This is a genomic window from Mesorhizobium sp. M0563 (assembly GCF_040321065.1).
Lineage (GTDB): Bacteria > Pseudomonadota > Alphaproteobacteria > Rhizobiales > Rhizobiaceae > Mesorhizobium.
In genome coordinates, this window is record NZ_JAMYQV010000009.1 from 163,723 (window position 1) to 180,322 (window position 16,600).

Genomic DNA, 16,600 nt, shown 5'->3' on the forward strand with positions numbered 1-16,600 from the left:
GGTTTTGGTCCAGAAAGTTGCCGCAGGCGCTACTTTCTGGCGAGGAGATCGCGAATTTCGGTGAGCAGCGCGACGTCGGCTGGTGGCGGAGCGGCCGGGGTAGCCGGTTTCTCGCGCTCCAGCCGCTGGCGCAGATTGTTCACCGCCTTGACCATCAGGAAGATAATGAAGGCGAGGATAAGGAAGTTCAACGCCACGGTGATGAAGCTGCCATAGGCGAAGACCGCGCCCTGTTTCTTGGCATCCGCCAGCGATGTGGCGTTAACGGCCGAGGACAAGGGCAGAAAGTAGTTGTTGAAGTCTAATCCGCCCAAAATCGCCCCGATGACCGGCATGATGATGTCGTCGACCAGCGAGGTGACGATCTTGCCGAAGGCAGCGCCGATGATGACGGCGACGGCCAGGTCCATCACATTGCCCCTGGAAATGAATTCCTGAAACTCTTTCAGCATTCGACCCTCCTTTTCCTGACCGGCCGTGCTGCCGTCCACGCCCTCGGCATCGACCGGCAGGCAGAATAGCAAAAACCTGCGGTTGCGACAGGAGCAAAGACGTGTTTCCCCGGCCTGGATTGCGCGAAGCCGCGGCCATAATGCGCCGAAAGCCGCGATGGACTCGGTGGCCAAGCTGTGATTGCGTCTGCAAGGCCGGATGAAAAAGCCGGCGCAGGGAGGAAGTTCGAGGCGTGCAGGGCTGGTTCATCGTCATCATCGCGATCGCCTATGTGACGTTGCTGTTTGCTATCGCCAGCCTGGGCGACCGGCGCTCGACTTCATCCGGGCCTGGCCGCGCCCGGCCCTTTATCTATGCGCTCAGCCTCGCCATCTACTGCACCTCCTGGACCTTCTTCGGCTCGGTCGGGCTCTCCTCCGAGCGCGGCCTCGAATTCCTCGGCATCTATATCGGACCGGTTCTGGTGTTCGTGTTCGGCTTTCCGCTGCTGCAGCGCATCGTCAGGCTGGCAAAGACCGAGAAGATCACCTCGATCGCCGACTTTCTCGGCGCCCGCTACGGCAAGAGCTTCGCTGTCGGGGCGATCGCCACGCTGATCGCAACCATAGGCGCGGTGCCTTACATGGCGCTGCAATTGAAGGCGATCTCCGGCTCGGTCAGCCTGATGGTCGAGCACTATACCGGCTCGCCGCCGTCGTTCGATCCGTTCGTCAGCGACATCTCGCTTGTCGTTGCCATGCTGCTGGCGCTGTTTGCCGTGCTGTTCGGCACGCGCCATGCCGACGCCACCGAACACCAGGACGGTCTGGTGCTGGCGGTGGCGGTCGAGACCGTGGTCAAGCTCGCCGCCTTCCTGGCGATAGGCCTGATGGTCACGTTTCTGATCTTCGGCGGGCCAGGCGATATGTTCGACCGGCTCGCCGAAAACACGCAGGTGCGCCAGGCGATGGGCTACAACACCTCGCTCGCGACCTGGCTGGTACTGACATGCCTGAGCGGCTTTGCCATCCTCATGCTGCCGCGCCAGTTCTACGTCACCATCGTCGAGAACCGCAGCGAGGCTGAGCTGCGCACGGCGACATGGGTGTTTCCGCTCTATCTCGTGGCAATCAACCTGTTCGTGCTGCCGATCGCGCTGGCCGGCCTGGAACTGGTCGGCCCCAGGACCAGCAGCGACCTCTATGTGCTGTCACTGCCGCTGTTCAGCGGCCACGACGTGCTGGCCATGGCCGCCTTTATCGGCGGCCTGTCGGCGGCGACGGCAATGGTGATCGTCGAAAGCGTCGCGCTGTCGATCATGATCTCCAACGACCTGATCATTCCGCTGTTCGTGCGCCGGCTGCTGCGGACCACGACCTCAGAGAGCGAGGACTGGTCGACGCTCATCCTCAATGTGCGGCGGGCGGCGATCTTCATCATGCTGTTCATCGCCTTCCTCTACTACCGCGAGAGCACAAACAGCGCGCGGCTATCCTCGATCGGCCTGATGTCGTTCGCCGCGATCGCGCAGTTCGCGCCGGCAATGATCGGCGGCCTGGTCTGGCGCGGCGCCAACGGAAGGGGTGCGGCACTCGGCATGGTGGCCGGCATCGTCGTCTGGAGCTACACGCTACTGCTTCCCTCGCTCGCCGCGCCCGAGACCGGCATCCTCGTCCACGGCCTGTTCGGCTTCGATGCATTGCGGCCGCAAGCCCTGTTCGGCACCGTCGCCGAGCCGCTGAACCATGGCGTGCTGTGGAGCCTGTCGATCAATACGTTGTTTTTTGTGTTCGGCTCACTGTCGCGCGCGTCGGTGCCGCTGGAACGCATCCAGGCGTCGATCTTCGTGCCGCGCGAGGCGGGGCCGCTGCCGAGCCTGCGCCGCTTCCGCACCACGATCACCGTCAACGACCTCAAGGACACGATCGCGCGCTATCTCGGTGTCGAACGCACCGAGCGCTCCTTCCAGTCATTCGAGAAGAGCAGCGGCACTTCACTGCACGGCAACGAACAGGCCAGCATGGATGTCATCCGCTTCTCCGAGCAGCTTCTGGCCAGTGCCGTCGGCTCCTCCTCGGCGCGGCTGATCCTGTCGCTGCTGCTGCGCCGCAACGACCGCGAATCCAAGGACGCCTTCCGCCTGCTCGACGACGCCACCGAGGCGCTACAGCACAATCGCGACCTGCTGCAGATCGCACTCGACCAGATGGAACAGGGCATCACCGTCTTCGACCGCGATTTCCGGTTGATCTGCTGGAACCGCCAGTACCGGGCGCTGTTCGACCTGCCCGACGAAATGGGCCAGGTCGGCGTCTCGCTCGATCGTATCCTGCGCCACCTTGCCGAGCGCGGCGATATACCGCCAGACCAGCGCGTCACCATGCTGAACCGCCTGACCAGCTTCGTCAGCCCATGGCAGATGGAGCTGAAGACCAGCGGGCGTATCCTGGAATTGCGCTCCAATCCGATGCCGGACGGCGGCATCGTCGCCACCTATGCCGACATCTCAGGGCGCGTCGAGCAGGATCTGGCGCTGAAGCGCGCCAATGAATCGCTGGAACAGCGCGTGAAGAGCCGCACCGCCGAGCTCACCCGCGTCAACGAGGAGCTGGCGCAGGCGCAGATGCTGGCCGAAGAGGCCAATCTCGGCAAGACGCGCTTCCTCGCTGCCGCCGGCCACGACATCCTGCAGCCGCTGAACGCCGCCCGCCTCTATTGCTCGTCGCTGATCGAGAAGACCGGCAAGGGGCCTGCCGGCAAGGCGGCGATGAATATCGAATCGTCACTGGAATCGGTCGAGACCATCCTCGGCGCGGTGCTCGACATTTCGCGCCTCGATGCCGGCGCGATGAAGCCGGACGATACGAGCTTCGGCCTCGACGGGCTGCTGCGCCAGATCGGCAACGACTTCCGGCCGCTTGCCGCCGAAAAGAAGCTCGAACTCTCGATCATGCCGTCGTCGCTCAGCGTCATGACGGATCGAAATCTGCTGCGCCGGCTGATCCAGAACCTGGTCTCCAACGCCATCAAATATACGCGCCATGGCCGCATCCTGGTCGGCGTGCGGCGGCGCGGCGAACTGGCCGAGATCCAGGTTATCGACACCGGCATCGGCATTGCCGGCGACAAGCTCAACACCGTGTTCCGCGAATTCACCCGGCTCGACGAGGGCATGCGCGAGGCGGAAGGCCTCGGCTTGGGGCTCTCCATCGTCGACCGCATCGCCCGCGTCCTGCGCCTTGAAATCCGGATCTTCTCCAATCCCGGCAAGGGCACGCGCTTTTCCGTGCTGCTGCCGGTGGCGGCCGTGCAGGCACCGCGGCGCGAGGCCGAGGCGAAGCCGCCTGCCCGCGCTACGACCTCGCTTGCCGGGCTGCATGTGCTCTGCATCGACAATGACGGCCGCATCCTCGACGGCATGCGGCTGCTGCTCGAGGGCTGGGGCTGCAGCGTCGACACGCTTTCCGGCGCGGAGGATCTCGACAGGTCCGCCATGCATCGGCCGGACATTGTGCTTGCCGACTATCATCTCGACGACAAGACCGGCCTCGAATTGATCGCCCAGTTGCGTGCGATCCATGGCGAGGACCTGCCGGCCGTGCTGGTCACCGCCGACCGCTCCAGCGAGGTTCGCGCCGCCGCCGGCAGGCTCGACGTGCCTGTGATCAGCAAGCCGTTGAAACCGGCGATGCTGCGCTCGATGATGGCCAGGGTCAGGCCGCTGGCGCCGGCGGCCGAATAAGAATCAGCCGGCGGCCTGCACCGGGTCGCTGCCGATCTTGGACAAAAGGATGACCGCCTGGGTGCGGCTGTCGACGCCGAGCTTCTGCAGGATGGCCGAGACATGCGCCTTGATCGTCGCTTCGGAGACGCCGAGCTCATAGGCTATCTGCTTGTTGAGCAGTCCCTCCGCCAGCATGCCGAGCACGCGCGTCTGCTGTGGCGTCAGCGCCTGCAGCCGCTTGATCAGGTCGGAAATCTCGGGATCGCGCTCGACGCCGAGATCGACCCCGGCGGGTGCCGCGATATCACCTGCGAGCACCGACTGCACCGCATTGCGGATCTCTTCCATGCTGGCCGATTTGGAGATGAACCCCGAGGCGCCCAGGTCGAGCGCGCGCCGGATCGTCACCGGATCGTCATGCGCCGAGACCACCATCATCGGCACCGCCGGATGGATGCCGCGCAACGAGATCAGGCCGGAAAGGCCGCTTGCGCCCGGCATCGAGAGGTCGAGCAGGACCAGATCGACATCCTCATTGGCCAGGACCAGCGCCTTGGCGCTTTCGAAATCGCCGGCCTCGTGAATGGCGGCAACATCTCCGATGCCGGCGAGTGCCTCCCTCAATGCACCGCGAAAAAGCGGATGATCGTCGGCGATGACGAATGTGTAGCCCAACGGTGATATCCCTCCCCGAATCCCGTTGGCGATTTTCCGCCTTGCAGGATCTGAACGATCATAACGCTACGCCGCTGTTCGGCGTGGCCGGCTTGCTATTCCCGCCCTAGGTCTTTTTGCGAATTGCCTAGGTCTTTTGCGAATTGGGCTTGGCGCCGTCTTCGTCCTTGTCCATGTCCTTGACGATATCCATGAAGCTGCGCAGGAAGCGCTCCATGTAGCCCATCGTCTTGTTGAAATCCTCCTCGCTGGGCAAAGTCGATTCGAAACGCGCGGCAAGCGAATTTTCGAGCTTGGCGACGCGTTCGTCGAGCGCCTTCACCGAATTTTGCAGCCGGTCGATCTGATCCTGGAAGGCGGCACGTTCGTCGGCCGCTGTCTTGCAGACGAGCTGACCGGAACGCTCCTCGCAGAGCGACATGGCGCCGGTCTGCGTATCCATGCGCACATAGCCATTGGCCGATTTTTCCAGCCGGTAGCGATCGGCTTCCTCGGAAAAGGCCGAAGCTGCGACAAGCGAGACCAGTGCTGCGGGGATCAAGACGTGTTTCAGACGCATGTTTTCCTCCATGAGCCAGTCGGCGCAATCTATCACAGTTTGCGCCGGAATTGGGGAAGAACCTGAAATGGGGAAGAACGCGGGCCTGCCCTTCCCCGCGTCGTCGGTTCGGACTATAGCGCAACGATGTCCGAGATCATCTACAAGATAGTTCCCGAGGCGCTGTGGCGCGAGGCTGAACGAGAAGGCCGCTTCACCGGCGCGCCGATCGACGTCGCCGATGGCTTCATCCATTTTTCCACCGCCGGGCAGGTTCGGGAAACGGCAGGCAAGCATTTCGCCGGCCAGAGCGGGTTGCTGCTGGTCGCCGTCGACGGCGCGCACCTCGGCGATGCGCTGAAATACGAGGTCTCGCGCGGCGGCGCCTTGTTCCCGCATCTTTATGGCGGGCTCGGCCTCGATGCGGTCGTCTCGGTGCAGGCATTGCCGCTCGGTGCCGACGGCCGGCACGAATTCCCGGCGCTGGAGGCCGAATGAGCGCGTTCGACCGGATCGGCCAGAAACTGCTGTTCACGCTCGATCCGGAAACCGCGCATGGGCTGTCGATTGCCGCGCTGAGATGCGGCCTGCCGGTCGCCGGGCGCCCTTTGCGAGACGACAAGCTAAAGGTCAGCCTTTGCGGGCTCGATTTCCCGAACCCGCTCGGCATGGCCGCCGGCTACGACAAGAATGCCGAAGTGCCGGACGCACTGCTCGGCCTCGGCTTCGGCTTCGCCGAGGTCGGCACGATCACGCCGCTGCCGCAGACGGGCAATCCGAAGCCGCGCATCTTCCGGCTGCCTTCGGACGGGGCAGTGATCAACCGGCTGGGCTTCAACAATGAAGGCCACGCCGCCGCGGAAAAACGTCTTGCTGCCCGCAAGGGCCGCGCCGGCGTCGTCGGCGTCAACGTCGGGGCCAACAAGGACAGCGCCGACCGCGTCGGCGACTATGAGCGCGGCGTGATCAGGTTTGCGCGATACGCCGGCTATCTGACGATCAACATCTCCTCGCCAAACACGCCGGGCCTGCGCAACATGCAGGCGCGCGAACAGCTTGGTCAACTCCTGTCGCGGGTCATGGCCGCGCGTGCGGCGGCACCGGCAAAGCCGCCCGTCTTTCTCAAGATCGCGCCGGACCTGGTCGAGGCCGAACTGGAGGACATCGCCGCCGAGATCACCGACAAGCAAATGGACGGCGTCATCGTCTCCAACACCACGATCGCGCGAGCCGGCCTGCGCAGCGCGGGCCTTGCCGGCGAGACCGGCGGGCTTTCGGGAAAACCCTTGTTCGAGCGCTCGACCATCGTGCTGGCAAGGATGCGAAAACTACTTGGCCCGGATCCCGCCATCATCGGCGTCGGCGGCGTCGATTCCGCCGAGACGGCGCTGGAAAAGATCCGTGCCGGCGCCGATCTCGTCCAGCTCTATACCGGCATGATCTATGCCGGGCCTGCGCTGCCGGGGCGTATTCTTTCCGGCATGGTCCGTTTCATGGACAGTCAAGGGCTGAAGTCGCTGCGCGAGCTTCGCGACAGCCGCCTCGATCACTGGGCGACGAAACCGCTTTAGCGATCAGTTAAAGACCGTGCGCACCCGCAGCCGCAATATAGTGAGCAGGCTGAAGCCGCGTACCAGCAGGAACACGTGCAGCGCCGCCCACAGGCCGTGATTGCCGAACGCCGGCGCCAGGATCAGCAACGCGGCGCTGAACGCCAGGAACGACACCAGCATCATGTTGCGCATGTCGCGCGACCATGTCGCGCCGATGAAAACACCGTCCATCTCGAAAGCCAGCACGCCGCTGAGTGCGGTGAATGCCGCCCATGGCAAGTAGATGTCGGCGACGGCGCGGACGTCTGTCGAGGTCGTGATCAGGGCGACCAGACCGGTGCCTTCCAGCAGGAGCACGAGCGTCGCCACGCCTGCCAGGCCGAGCCCCCAAAGCAGCGTCAGCCGCACCGCCTGGTCAAACGCCGTGGCGGCACGGGCGCCGATGGCGCGCCCGGCCAGCTGTTCGGCGGCGGTGGCGAAACCGTCGAGGAAATAGCCGGCAACCAGGAAGAGGTTCATCAGCACGGCGTTGGCGGCCAGCGTCAGCGTGCCGAATTGCGCGCCTTGGCGCGTGAACAGCGCGAAGGCGGCGAGCAGTGAGAAGGAGCGGATCATGATATCGCGATTGAGCGACATCATGCGCAGGAATGCCGGCAAATCGAGGACGCGATGGCGCGGCAGCCTGGGTGCGGCCCAGAAGCGCCGGCCGACGATGGCGAGACCAAGCAGCATGGCGACGAACTCGCCGGTGAGCGTCGCCCAGGCGACGCCGGCAACGCCCCAGCCAAGCTCCAGGGCGAGCAGGAAGCAGAGCGCGATATTGATGCCGTTCAGCACCAGCTGCAGCATCAGCCCGAGCCCGCCCTCGCCGCGCCCCAGCACATAACCAAGGATGGCGTAATTGATAAGCGAGAACGGTGCTGCGAGCATCCTGATGCGGATATAGACGTCCATCGCCGCCCCGACGCGCGGCTCGGCGCCGATGAACCATTGCCCGGCAGCCGAAACCAGGGGCGCAAGTGCGGCAAACACGATGCCGGCGACGACCGCGATCAGCACGGCGCGCCAGAACACCGCCTGCTCCTCCAGTGCATCGCCGCGCCCGAAGGCCTGGGCGACGAGGCCGGTGGTGCCGGAGCGCAGGAAGTTGAAGGTGGTGAAAACGACGTCGAAGATCAGGGCGCCGGCCGCCAGGCCGCCGAGAAGGGCGGCGTCGCCGAACTGTCCGACCACCGCCGTGTCGACAATTCCGAGCAACGGCGTCGTCAGATAGGCAAGCGTCATCGGCACGGCGATGGCGAGCACCGAACGGTTGGTGACGACGAAAGCCCTGGCTTCGGTGACGTGGGCTTCGGTGGGTAAAGCCTGTTCCAAACGTGTGTTGCTTCCTGTTGCGGCTTGATCGGCTAGCCGATGTGCCCCAGTTTGCGGATCTCGCGCAACCATCCATCCCGGCATGGTCAACCGAAACCCGCCTCTGGCGCACCGGCCGTCCCATGTCCTTGCAGATCGTTCATCATCCCGATTACGACGCCGGTTTCGCCGTCAACCACCGCTTCCCGATGAGCAAATATCCGCTGCTGATGGACGCCTTGCGGGCACGCGGCCTGGCGCGGCCCGAAGCACTCAACACACCAGCGGTGGCGCGGCCATCATGGCTGAAGCTTGCCCACGCGGCAGACTATGTCGACCAGGTGCTTGCCTGCGACGTGCCGGTGAGGATCGAGCGCGAGATCGGCTTTCCGGTGGGACCGCGGGTTTCGCTGAGGGCGCAGCTCGCAACGGCCGGCACGGTGATGGCGGCGCGGCTGGCTTTGCTGAACGGAATCGCTTGCAACACGGCCGGCGGCAGTCATCACGCGCGGCGCGCGCAAGGCGCCGGCTTCTGCACCTTCAACGACGTGGCCGTTGCCGCGCTGGTGCTGCTCGCCGAAGGTGCCGCCCAAAACATCCTGGTCGTCGACCTCGACGTGCATCAGGGCGACGGCACGGCGGATATCCTGAACGACGAGCCGCGCGTGTTTACCTTCTCCATGCATGGCGACCGCAACTACCCCGCGCGCAAGATCGCCTCCAACCTCGACGTCGCCCTGCCCGACGGCACCGGCGATGCAGCCTATCTGGAGCGGCTGGGCGCCATCCTGCTGGAGCTGTCGGCGCGAAAGCGCTGGGATCTCGTCTTCTACAATGCCGGCGTCGATATCCATGCCGAGGACCGGCTCGGCAGGCTGGCGCTGTCGAATGACGGGCTGCGCGCCCGCGACGATATGGTGATCCGCCATTTCCGCACGCTAGCCGTCCCGGTGTGCGGCGTTATCGGCGGCGGCTATTCGACGGATGTCGCAGCACTTGCCGCACGCCACGCGATCCTGTTCGAGGTGGCTGCGGGCTACGCGTGAAAAGTCACTTCCGGTAGTTGGCAATCCTGAGCAGGATGAAGGCCGGCACGACGATCGCGGCGCCGAGCAGGATGTAGCCGAGGAAGCGGTCGATGGCGTGGAAGCCCAAATTCCACAGGTCGATGAAGAATTTGCGGATGCCGTAGAGCACGTCCATCGGCGACCAGCCGAAGGCATTCATGACCAGGCCGACGAGGAACGACACCACAAGCAGCTTCAAGATCACCCGGAGCGGCGTATCGCCGAGAAAGCGGTTCAGTGCGGACAAGGCCTGTCTCCACAGTCGGGTGCCGCGATTCGGGCACATGCCCAGAAATACGCAGTTGACCGCCCGGCATCAAGCCGAGCCCTCAAACCGGATTGCGCATCGGCGCCGGGCCATGATATCGGAGGAACCAGCGCGGGTATGATGTAATGGTAGCTTGTCAGCTTCCCAAGCTGAACGCGCGGGTTCGATTCCCGCTACCCGCTCCAGCTTTTGCCACACGGGTTGCGCCTGAGTTGGCGATGTTAAAAACTTGCGGCTTTACAGGCAGTTTTACAGCTCGGCTGGCCGTCCTTCATCTGTTTGGCCGATGTGCCAGTTCGTCGAATATCTCACATTGAGGGTCGGCGGGGCCTCGAATGACCCCAACCGGAATGTCTACCCTTGGCCCGCTGGCTTCTGCTGGCGGGCTTTTTTTTGAGCATCACGCAGCAGTTGTGGCCGACGTGCATCGGCGCCGCTGCTGGTGGGCCTGTCTGGTCGTCTGGCCGGCCACGGGATGCGCCCCGCTACCCGCTCCAATCCTCAGCCCACCTCCCGCAAAATAAAATCGTGCAGCATCTTGGCCGCCGGCGACAGCGCGCGGTTCTTTACCGTGATCAGGCTGTAGGGCCTGACCTCGATGTCGAACTCGGTCTGGACGACGTCGATGGCGCCGTCGAGCCCTTCGGGGTTCTGAATGAACTTCGCGACTTGGATCGACACCGGCGCGATCGCGTCGGATTGCGCGACCATGACCAGAGTCAGTAACAGCGAGCTGGTGTTGAGGATGCGATCCGGCAGCGCGATGTTGCGGTTCAAAAAGTTGCTTTCCATGGCTTGGCGCAGCGGCGAGCCGCCCGACTGGAAAACCCAGTCATAGGCGGCGGTGTCTTCCAACCGCACTGCCTTGCCCTTGGTCAGCGGGTGGCCGCGGCGCACGATCAGGCAGGCCTTCTCGACGCCGATGACGCGGGCCTCGAACAGCCGCGGATTGAGGTCGTCGGGGATGCGGGCGATGATGAAATCGTGCCGAGAGGCGATCAGCTCGCGCGCCAGCACGTTCGAGGTCTCGACCTGCATGGTGATTTCGATGCGCGGATAGAGGCGCCGGATCTCGCGGATCGCCGGCACCGCCAGCTCGATCGCCGGTGCCGTGACCGCGCCTAGGAACACCGAGCCGCCCTTGCCCGCCTTGAGCTCGAAGATCTCGCGGTCGACCTCGCGCATCTCGAGCAGGATCGATCGCGCGCGCCGTGCCAATGCCTTGCCATAGGGCGTCAGCGTGATGCCGCGCGGCAGCCTTTCGCAGAGCTTGACGTCGAGCACCGCCTCCATCTCGGCGATCATGCGCGAAGCCGCCGGCTGCGAGATGTTCATGACCTGGGCCGCGGCACTCACCCGCCCGTGCTCGTCGAGGGCTGCGATCATGCGCATGTGACGCAGGCTCAAGCCGCTGCGCAGCAAGGTTCCGCCATCACCCGGGATTTCATCGTAACCGGCTGATATTCCGCCAGGATTTCGCAGCGCCGCCATGATTTTTCCCTACTCCTACGCCCGGCGCCCCAGCTGGATCCGGCAGCGTCGTCACTAGCCTAAGCCATATCAGTCTCGATATAGCAACCATCAAAGATCGCATTTGACAGTTATGGCAAAGCGACACACCCTTCGCGCGTCCTGAGACTTGACGGTCGGTGACGAGGGAAAACTCGTATCGATTGAAACCAGAGTTTCGGGGCCGATTGGGAGGATACCGGAGATCGATTGACGGCAGCGGCGCGTTTGGCGCTCCTGCACGATTGCGCGGCCCACGAAACCCAAGGGTACGCGTCCATCAACCAGGGAGAGTTAATGTGAAGATTATCAAGACACTGGCCGCCGTCGCGGCCCTAGGCATCGCGGCTATGACGCTGCCGGCGCAAGCGGGCGAAGGCCTGGTCGGCGTGCTGATGCCCACCAAGACCTCGCAGCGCTGGATCAACGACGGCGACGCCGTCAAGTCCCAGCTCGAGGCTCTGGGCTACACTGTCGACCTGCAATACGCGCAGGACGACATTCCGAACCAGCTCAGCCAGCTGGAAAACGAAATCACCAAAGGCCCGAAGGCGCTGATCATCGCTTCGATCGACGGCACCACGATGGGCGATGCGCTGCAGAAGGCGAATGACGCCGGCGTCGTCGTCGTCGCTTACGACCGCCTGATCAAGAAGACGCCAAATGTCGACTACTACACCACCTTCGACAATTTCGGCGTCGGCGTCATCCAGGCCAAATCGCTGCTCAAGGGCCTCGGCTATCCCGAGAAGAAAGGCCCGTTCAACATCGAGCTGTTCGGCGGTTCGCCGGACGACAACAATGCGTTCTTCTTCTATAACGGCGCCATGTCGGTTCTTCAGCCGCTGATCGACGACAAGACCCTCGTCGTGAAGTCCGGCCAGATGGGCATGGACAAGGTCGGCACGCTGCGCTGGCTGGCGGCAACCGCCCAGGCCCGCATGGACAATCTGCTCTCCGCCAACTACTCGGACGGCAGCCGCGTCGATGGCGTGCTCTCGCCCTATGACGGCCTGTCGCGCGGCATCATCGCTTCGCTGCGTGCCGTAGGCTACGGCACTGCCGATCAGCCATGGCCGATCGTCACCGGACAGGACGCCGAGACCGCTTCGGTCAAGGCGATCATTGCCGGCGAACAGTATTCGACCGTGTTCAAGGACACCCGCGAACTCGCCAAGGCGACGGTCGAACTCGTCGACAAGGTGCTCTCGGGCGGCAAGCCGGAAGGCCTCGACACCACGACCTACAACAACGACGTCAAGGTCGTTCCCTCGATCCTGTTGACGCCGCATGACGTCGACAAGTCGAACTACCAGGCCCTGGTGGTCGACTCCGGCTACATCAAGGCCGAAGAACTGAAGTAATCGCGGTTACAAAGCCTGGGGTCCTGCGCAGGCAGGGCCCCTTTTCGTTGGCGAGCCAGCCCGGTATTGTTTGCGGACCTCGCAGGAGTGGTATTCTCAATGGCATCGACGATTTTGGAGATGCGCGACATCACCAAGACGTTTCCAGGCGTCAAGGCGCTGTCGAACGTCAAGCTCATGGTCGAGGAAGGCGAGATCCATGCCGTGGTCGGCGAGAACGGCGCCGGCAAGTCGACGCTGATGAAGGTGCTGTCGGGTGTGTATCCGTCCGGCACCTATGACGGCCAGATCATCTATCGCGGCGATGAGTGCCATTTCAAAGGCATCCATGACAGCGAGCGCAAGGGCATCGTCATCATCCACCAGGAGCTTGCGCTGGTGCCGATGCTGTCTATCGCCGAAAACATATTTCTCGGCAACGAGCAGGCCAAATACGGCGTCATCGACTGGAATGCCAACGAGACGCGCACCAGCGCCTTGCTCAAGAAGGTCGGTCTCAAGGAAGACCCCAACACGCTGATCACCAATATCGGCGTCGGCAAGCAGCAGCTGGTCGAGATCGCCAAGGCGCTCAGCAAGGAAGTGAAGCTGCTCATTCTGGACGAGCCGACGGCGAGCCTGTCCGAAAAGGACAGCCAGGCGCTGCTCGATCTGCTGCTCGAATTCAAGCGGCAGGGCATCACTTCGATCCTGATCTCCCACAAGCTCAACGAGGTGAACCGGGTCGCCGACAAGGTCACGATCATCCGTGACGGCCGGACCATCGAGACGTTGGCCAAGAAGGACATCTCGGAGGACCGCATCATCACCTCGATGGTCGGCCGTTCGCTCGACGACCGCTACCCGCCGCGAGAGCCGAAGATCGGTGAGACCGTTCTCGAAGTGAAAAACTGGTCGGTCTACCATCCCATCCATGCCGAGCGGCAGGTCATCAAGGGCATCAACCTCAACGCCCGCAAGGGCGAGGTGGTCGGCATTGCCGGGCTGATGGGCGCCGGCCGGACCGAGTTTGCCATGAGCCTGTTCGGCCGGTCCTATGGCCGTCGCATCACGGGCGAGGTGTTCCTTAACGGCAAGCCGATCGATGTCTCTTCGGTGAGCAAGGCGGTGGAACACGGCATCGCCTATGTTACGGAGGACCGCAAGACCTACGGTCTCAACTTGATCGACCATATCAAGCATAACATCACGCTGGCCAACCTGCCCGGCGTCTCGCGCCATGGCGTGATCGACGATTTGCGCGAGCTTTCCGTCGCCAACGATTATCGCGGCAGGACCAATATCCGCGCCTCAAGCGTCTACCAGATGACCGGCAACCTTTCTGGCGGCAATCAGCAGAAGGTGGTGCTGTCGAAATGGCTGTTCGCCAATCCGGAAGTGCTGATCCTCGACGAGCCGACACGCGGTATCGATGTCGGCGCCAAATATGAAATCTATACGATCATCGCGCGTCTCGCCTCCGAGGGTAAGGCAATCATCGTCATCTCGTCGGAAATGCCCGAACTGCTCGGCATCACCGACCGCATCTACGTCATGAACGAAGGACGCATCGTCGGCGAAATGGCGGCGAGCGACGCCAGCCAGGAAAAGATCATGCGCGCCATCGTCCGTGGAGAAGGGAAAGCATCATGAGCACCGAAAGCGCTCCCGGGCCGCAAACCGGCGTCGCCCAGGATATACAACAGGCACCTCGCATTGCCGTCTCGGCGCTGGTCACCAATCTGCGCGAATACGGGTTGGTGCTGGCGTTGATCGCAATCATGGTGTTCTTCCAGTTCACCACGTCCGGAACGCTGTTCAAGCCGGTGAACCTCAGCAATCTCGTGCAGCAGAACAGCTTCATCATCGTGATGGCGCTGGGCATGCTTCTGGTGATCGTTTCGGGCCATATCGATCTCAGCGTCGGCTCAGTCGCCGGCTTCATCGGCGCACTGGCGGCGATGATGATGGTTATCTGGCCGCTTGGCCCATTGAGCAATCCGCTGGTGGTGTCGATCATCTGCCTGATCGTGGGTGGCGCGATCGGCGCGGCACAAGGCTACTGGATTGCCTATCACCGAATACCGAGCTTTATCGTCACGTTGGCGGGCATGCTGATCTTCCGCGGCATCTGTCAGGCGCTGCTGGGTGGCGGGTCTTCCGTGGGGCCGCTTCCAGTCGGCTTCAAGGCGCTGAGTTCCGGCTTCATTCCGGACCTGATCGGCCCATTGACGCTGATACCACCGACCGTGAACGCCGCCGGCAAAACCATTGTCGGCAGCGGCCTGACGCTGCACCTGACGACTATCGTGATCGGCCTCGCCGCCGTGCTCGCCTATGCCTATTTCGGGCTCAGGGCGCGGCGCACCCGCGAGCGGCATGGCTACGAAGCCGAGCCTTTCTCGCTGTTCGTCGTCAAGACCCTGGTGATCAGCGGGCTGGCACTGTTTCTGGTCTACCAATTCGCCACCTATAGGGGCCTGCCCATCGTTCTCATGGTGATGGGCGTGCTGATCGCGTTGTTCGTCTTCGTTACCAAACGCATGACGATCGGACGCCGCATCTATGCGATGGGCGGCAATGCCAAGGCAGCCCAGCTATCGGGCATCAAGACCGAACGGCTGACGTTGATGGTGTTCATCAACATGGGCGTGCTGTCGGCACTCGGCGGCCTGATTATCGCGGCGCGGCTGGGGCAGGCGGTGCCTGCGGCGGGCCTCGGCAGCGAACTCGACGTCATCGCCGCGGTGTTCATTGGTGGCGCTTCGGCGATGGGCGGCGTCGGCCAGGTCATCGGCGCGGTGGTCGGCGGTTTCATCATGGGCGTCATGAACAACGGCATGTCGATCATGGGCGTCAATGTCGATTGGCAGCAGGTGGTCAAAGGCCTGGTGCTGCTCGGCGCTGTCGTCTTCGACGTCTACAACAAGAACAAGGCTTGAGAGGCAACCAGGAGGCATACGGGTCACATCGCGGCGCTGCCGGGCGGCGCGAAGAAGTCCCCCGAGGGACCTGACCCGCGAGCGCAATCCGGACGAAGAATTTCAACCGCGGCGTGGACAGGGTCCGAGCCGCGCCGGGCAGGGTTTGCCAAGAAGGCAGGCCGCAATTCAGAGAGGGTTACCATGCTGATCTCACAGATCCTCGACGACGCCGAGACGATCCGCGTCGTTGCCCGCAACGGCGGCAAGACCCGCGTCATCAACGGCGCTCGCAGCGTCTATTCGCTGGCGATGGAAGCCGCGCGCACCGGCACCGGGCTTGTCGCCCTGATCGAGCGCAAGGGCTTCGGCGAAACCGTCGATCTCGACGCAGCCTACAAGAAGGGACGGCTGCTGTCGCCGATCAACCATCCCGATCCGGCGCATCTCCATCTCACCGGCACCGGGCTGACGCATCTCGGCTCCGCCGCGACCCGCGATTCCATGCACAAGAAGCTCAGCGATGGCGGCGAGGAACAGCTGACCGATTCCATGAAGATGTTCCGCATGGGGCTGGAGGGCGGCAAGCCGGCGAAGGGCCAGATCGGCGTGCAGCCCGAATGGTTCTACAAGGGTAACGGTACCATGGCAGTGGCGCCCGGCGCGGCGCTCATGTCGCCCGCCTTCGCCCAGGATGCCGGCGAGGAGCCGGAAATCGCCGGAATCTATGTGATCGGCGACGACGGCGCCCCGTTCCGCGTCGGCTTCACGCTGTCGAACGAGTTTTCCGACCACGTCACCGAGCGCGTGAATTATCTCTTCCTCGCCCATTCGAAACTGCGCAACGCCTCGTTCGGGCCGGAGATCCTGATCGGCGACCTGCCGTCCGACATTCGCGGCGCTTCACGCATCCTGCGCCACGGCAAGCTGCTTTGGGAAAAGCCGTTCCTGTCGGGTGAAGCGAACATGTCGCACACCATTGGCAATCTCGAGCATCACCACTTCAAATACTCGGCCTTCCGCCAGCCGGGCGACGTACATGTGCACATGTTCGGCACGGCGACGCTGTCCTTCGCCGACGGCATCAGGACCGAGCCCGGCGACGTATTCGAGATCGAGGCGAAGGATTTCGGCCTGCCTCTGCGCAACCCGCTCGAAATCGAGCAGCCGGTGAAGGTGGCGGTGAAGGCGCTTTGAGCCGGCATAGGCCGCAAAGT

Annotated in this window: 14 protein-coding genes and 1 tRNA gene; 9 read left to right on the plus strand and 6 right to left on the minus strand. The window is 63.4% G+C overall.

What is annotated here, in order from left to right:
- Nucleotides 1–29: 29 nt before the first annotated feature.
- Nucleotides 30–452, minus strand: a complete 423-nt coding sequence (gene mscL / locus NKI50_RS14470) for a large conductance mechanosensitive channel protein MscL (protein WP_023719476.1) — start codon at nucleotides 450–452, stop codon at nucleotides 30–32.
- Between the two features lie 233 nt (nucleotides 453–685).
- Between mscL and NKI50_RS14475 the strand changes: the two genes are divergently transcribed.
- Nucleotides 686–4,174: a PAS domain-containing hybrid sensor histidine kinase/response regulator gene (locus tag NKI50_RS14475; RefSeq protein ID WP_352547900.1), complete on the plus strand. Its 3,489-nt coding sequence runs from the start codon at nucleotides 686–688 to the stop codon at nucleotides 4,172–4,174.
- A 3-nt stretch (nucleotides 4,175–4,177) separates the two neighbouring features.
- Here the strand turns inward: NKI50_RS14475 and NKI50_RS14480 are convergent, their stop codons facing one another.
- Entirely contained in the window at nucleotides 4,178–4,840 is a 663-nt protein-coding gene (locus tag NKI50_RS14480) for a response regulator (protein ID WP_502893818.1), read from the minus strand.
- Nucleotides 4,841–4,958: 118 nt separating this feature from the next.
- Nucleotides 4,959–5,390: a hypothetical protein gene (locus NKI50_RS14485; RefSeq protein ID WP_352493790.1), complete on the minus strand. Its 432-nt coding sequence runs from the start codon at nucleotides 5,388–5,390 to the stop codon at nucleotides 4,959–4,961.
- 126 nt (nucleotides 5,391–5,516) lie between these two features.
- On the opposite strand from NKI50_RS14485, the gene NKI50_RS14490 reads away from it, so the two are divergent.
- Together NKI50_RS14490 and NKI50_RS14495 are read left to right on the plus strand one after the other, a co-directional pair.
- Entirely contained in the window at nucleotides 5,517–5,867 is a 351-nt protein-coding gene (locus NKI50_RS14490) for a DUF952 domain-containing protein (RefSeq protein WP_352716957.1), read from the plus strand.
- On the plus strand, nucleotides 5,864–6,940 hold the full coding sequence (locus tag NKI50_RS14495) for a quinone-dependent dihydroorotate dehydrogenase (RefSeq protein WP_352716959.1): 1,077 nt from the start codon (nucleotides 5,864–5,866) through the stop codon (nucleotides 6,938–6,940). The genes NKI50_RS14490 and NKI50_RS14495 overlap by 4 nt, the downstream gene beginning before the upstream one ends.
- A gap of 3 nt (nucleotides 6,941–6,943) precedes the next feature.
- Here the strand turns inward: NKI50_RS14495 and NKI50_RS14500 are convergent, their stop codons facing one another.
- Nucleotides 6,944–8,368, minus strand: coding sequence for an MATE family efflux transporter (locus tag NKI50_RS14500; RefSeq protein WP_352716988.1), 1,425 nt, complete (start codon nucleotides 8,366–8,368; stop codon nucleotides 6,944–6,946).
- 50 nt (nucleotides 8,369–8,418) lie between these two features.
- Between NKI50_RS14500 and NKI50_RS14505 the strand changes: the two genes are divergently transcribed.
- Complete coding sequence (locus NKI50_RS14505) at nucleotides 8,419–9,321, plus strand: histone deacetylase family protein (protein ID WP_352716961.1); 903 nt, start codon at nucleotides 8,419–8,421, stop codon at nucleotides 9,319–9,321.
- A 4-nt stretch (nucleotides 9,322–9,325) separates the two neighbouring features.
- On the opposite strand, the gene NKI50_RS14510 is transcribed toward NKI50_RS14505, so the two are convergent.
- Nucleotides 9,326–9,589, minus strand: a complete 264-nt coding sequence (locus NKI50_RS14510) for a DUF6460 domain-containing protein (protein ID WP_023677362.1) — start codon at nucleotides 9,587–9,589, stop codon at nucleotides 9,326–9,328.
- 132 nt (nucleotides 9,590–9,721) lie between these two features.
- On the opposite strand from NKI50_RS14510, the gene NKI50_RS14515 reads away from it, so the two are divergent.
- Nucleotides 9,722–9,795, plus strand: a tRNA-Gly gene (locus tag NKI50_RS14515).
- A 316-nt stretch (nucleotides 9,796–10,111) separates the two neighbouring features.
- On the opposite strand, the gene NKI50_RS14520 is transcribed toward NKI50_RS14515, so the two are convergent.
- A complete protein-coding gene (locus NKI50_RS14520; protein ID WP_352716963.1) occupies nucleotides 10,112–11,101 on the minus strand; it encodes a LysR family transcriptional regulator in 990 nt (329 codons plus the stop codon).
- A 317-nt stretch (nucleotides 11,102–11,418) separates the two neighbouring features.
- Between NKI50_RS14520 and chvE the strand changes: the two genes are divergently transcribed.
- The 4 genes from chvE (at nucleotide 11,419) to araD1 (ending at nucleotide 16,580) form a co-directional block, all read left to right on the plus strand.
- Nucleotides 11,419–12,483: a multiple monosaccharide ABC transporter substrate-binding protein gene (chvE, locus tag NKI50_RS14525; protein ID WP_023719486.1), complete on the plus strand. Its 1,065-nt coding sequence runs from the start codon at nucleotides 11,419–11,421 to the stop codon at nucleotides 12,481–12,483.
- A 99-nt stretch (nucleotides 12,484–12,582) separates the two neighbouring features.
- The gene (gene mmsA, locus NKI50_RS14530) at nucleotides 12,583–14,115 is read left to right on the plus strand and encodes a multiple monosaccharide ABC transporter ATP-binding protein (RefSeq protein ID WP_023719487.1); all 1,533 of its coding nucleotides are present in this window, start codon (nucleotides 12,583–12,585) and stop codon (nucleotides 14,113–14,115) included.
- Nucleotides 14,112–15,404, plus strand: a complete 1,293-nt coding sequence (gene mmsB, locus NKI50_RS14535; RefSeq protein ID WP_023719488.1) for a multiple monosaccharide ABC transporter permease — start codon at nucleotides 14,112–14,114, stop codon at nucleotides 15,402–15,404. The genes mmsA and mmsB overlap by 4 nt, the downstream gene beginning before the upstream one ends.
- A gap of 183 nt (nucleotides 15,405–15,587) precedes the next feature.
- Nucleotides 15,588–16,580 (plus strand): AraD1 family protein, encoded by a 993-nt coding sequence (araD1, locus tag NKI50_RS14540; protein WP_352493788.1) that lies wholly within the window; start codon nucleotides 15,588–15,590, stop codon nucleotides 16,578–16,580.
- Nucleotides 16,581–16,600 lie beyond the last annotated feature (20 nt).

What these genes read in the sequence shown, in the direction of transcription:
- mscL (WP_023719476.1), bottom strand. Translation starts at nt 452, where the DNA reads ATGCTGAAAGAGTTTCAGGAATTCATTTCCAGGGGCAATGTGATGGAC.
- NKI50_RS14485 (WP_352493790.1), bottom strand. Translation starts at nt 5,390, where the DNA reads ATGCGTCTGAAACACGTCTTGATCCCCGCAGCACTGGTCTCGCTTGTC.
- NKI50_RS14490 (WP_352716957.1), top strand. Translation starts at nt 5,517, where the DNA reads ATGTCCGAGATCATCTACAAGATAGTTCCCGAGGCGCTGTGGCGCGAG.
- NKI50_RS14495 (WP_352716959.1), top strand. Translation starts at nt 5,864, where the DNA reads ATGAGCGCGTTCGACCGGATCGGCCAGAAACTGCTGTTCACGCTCGAT.
- NKI50_RS14500 (WP_352716988.1), bottom strand. Translation starts at nt 8,368, where the DNA reads ATGGTTGCGCGAGATCCGCAAACTGGGGCACATCGGCTAGCCGATCAA.
- NKI50_RS14505 (WP_352716961.1), top strand. Translation starts at nt 8,419, where the DNA reads ATGTCCTTGCAGATCGTTCATCATCCCGATTACGACGCCGGTTTCGCC.
- NKI50_RS14520 (WP_352716963.1), bottom strand. Translation starts at nt 11,101, where the DNA reads ATGGCGGCGCTGCGAAATCCTGGCGGAATATCAGCCGGTTACGATGAA.
- mmsA (WP_023719487.1), top strand. Translation starts at nt 12,583, where the DNA reads ATGGCATCGACGATTTTGGAGATGCGCGACATCACCAAGACGTTTCCA.
- mmsB (WP_023719488.1), top strand. Translation starts at nt 14,112, where the DNA reads ATGAGCACCGAAAGCGCTCCCGGGCCGCAAACCGGCGTCGCCCAGGAT.
- araD1 (WP_352493788.1), top strand. Translation starts at nt 15,588, where the DNA reads ATGCTGATCTCACAGATCCTCGACGACGCCGAGACGATCCGCGTCGTT.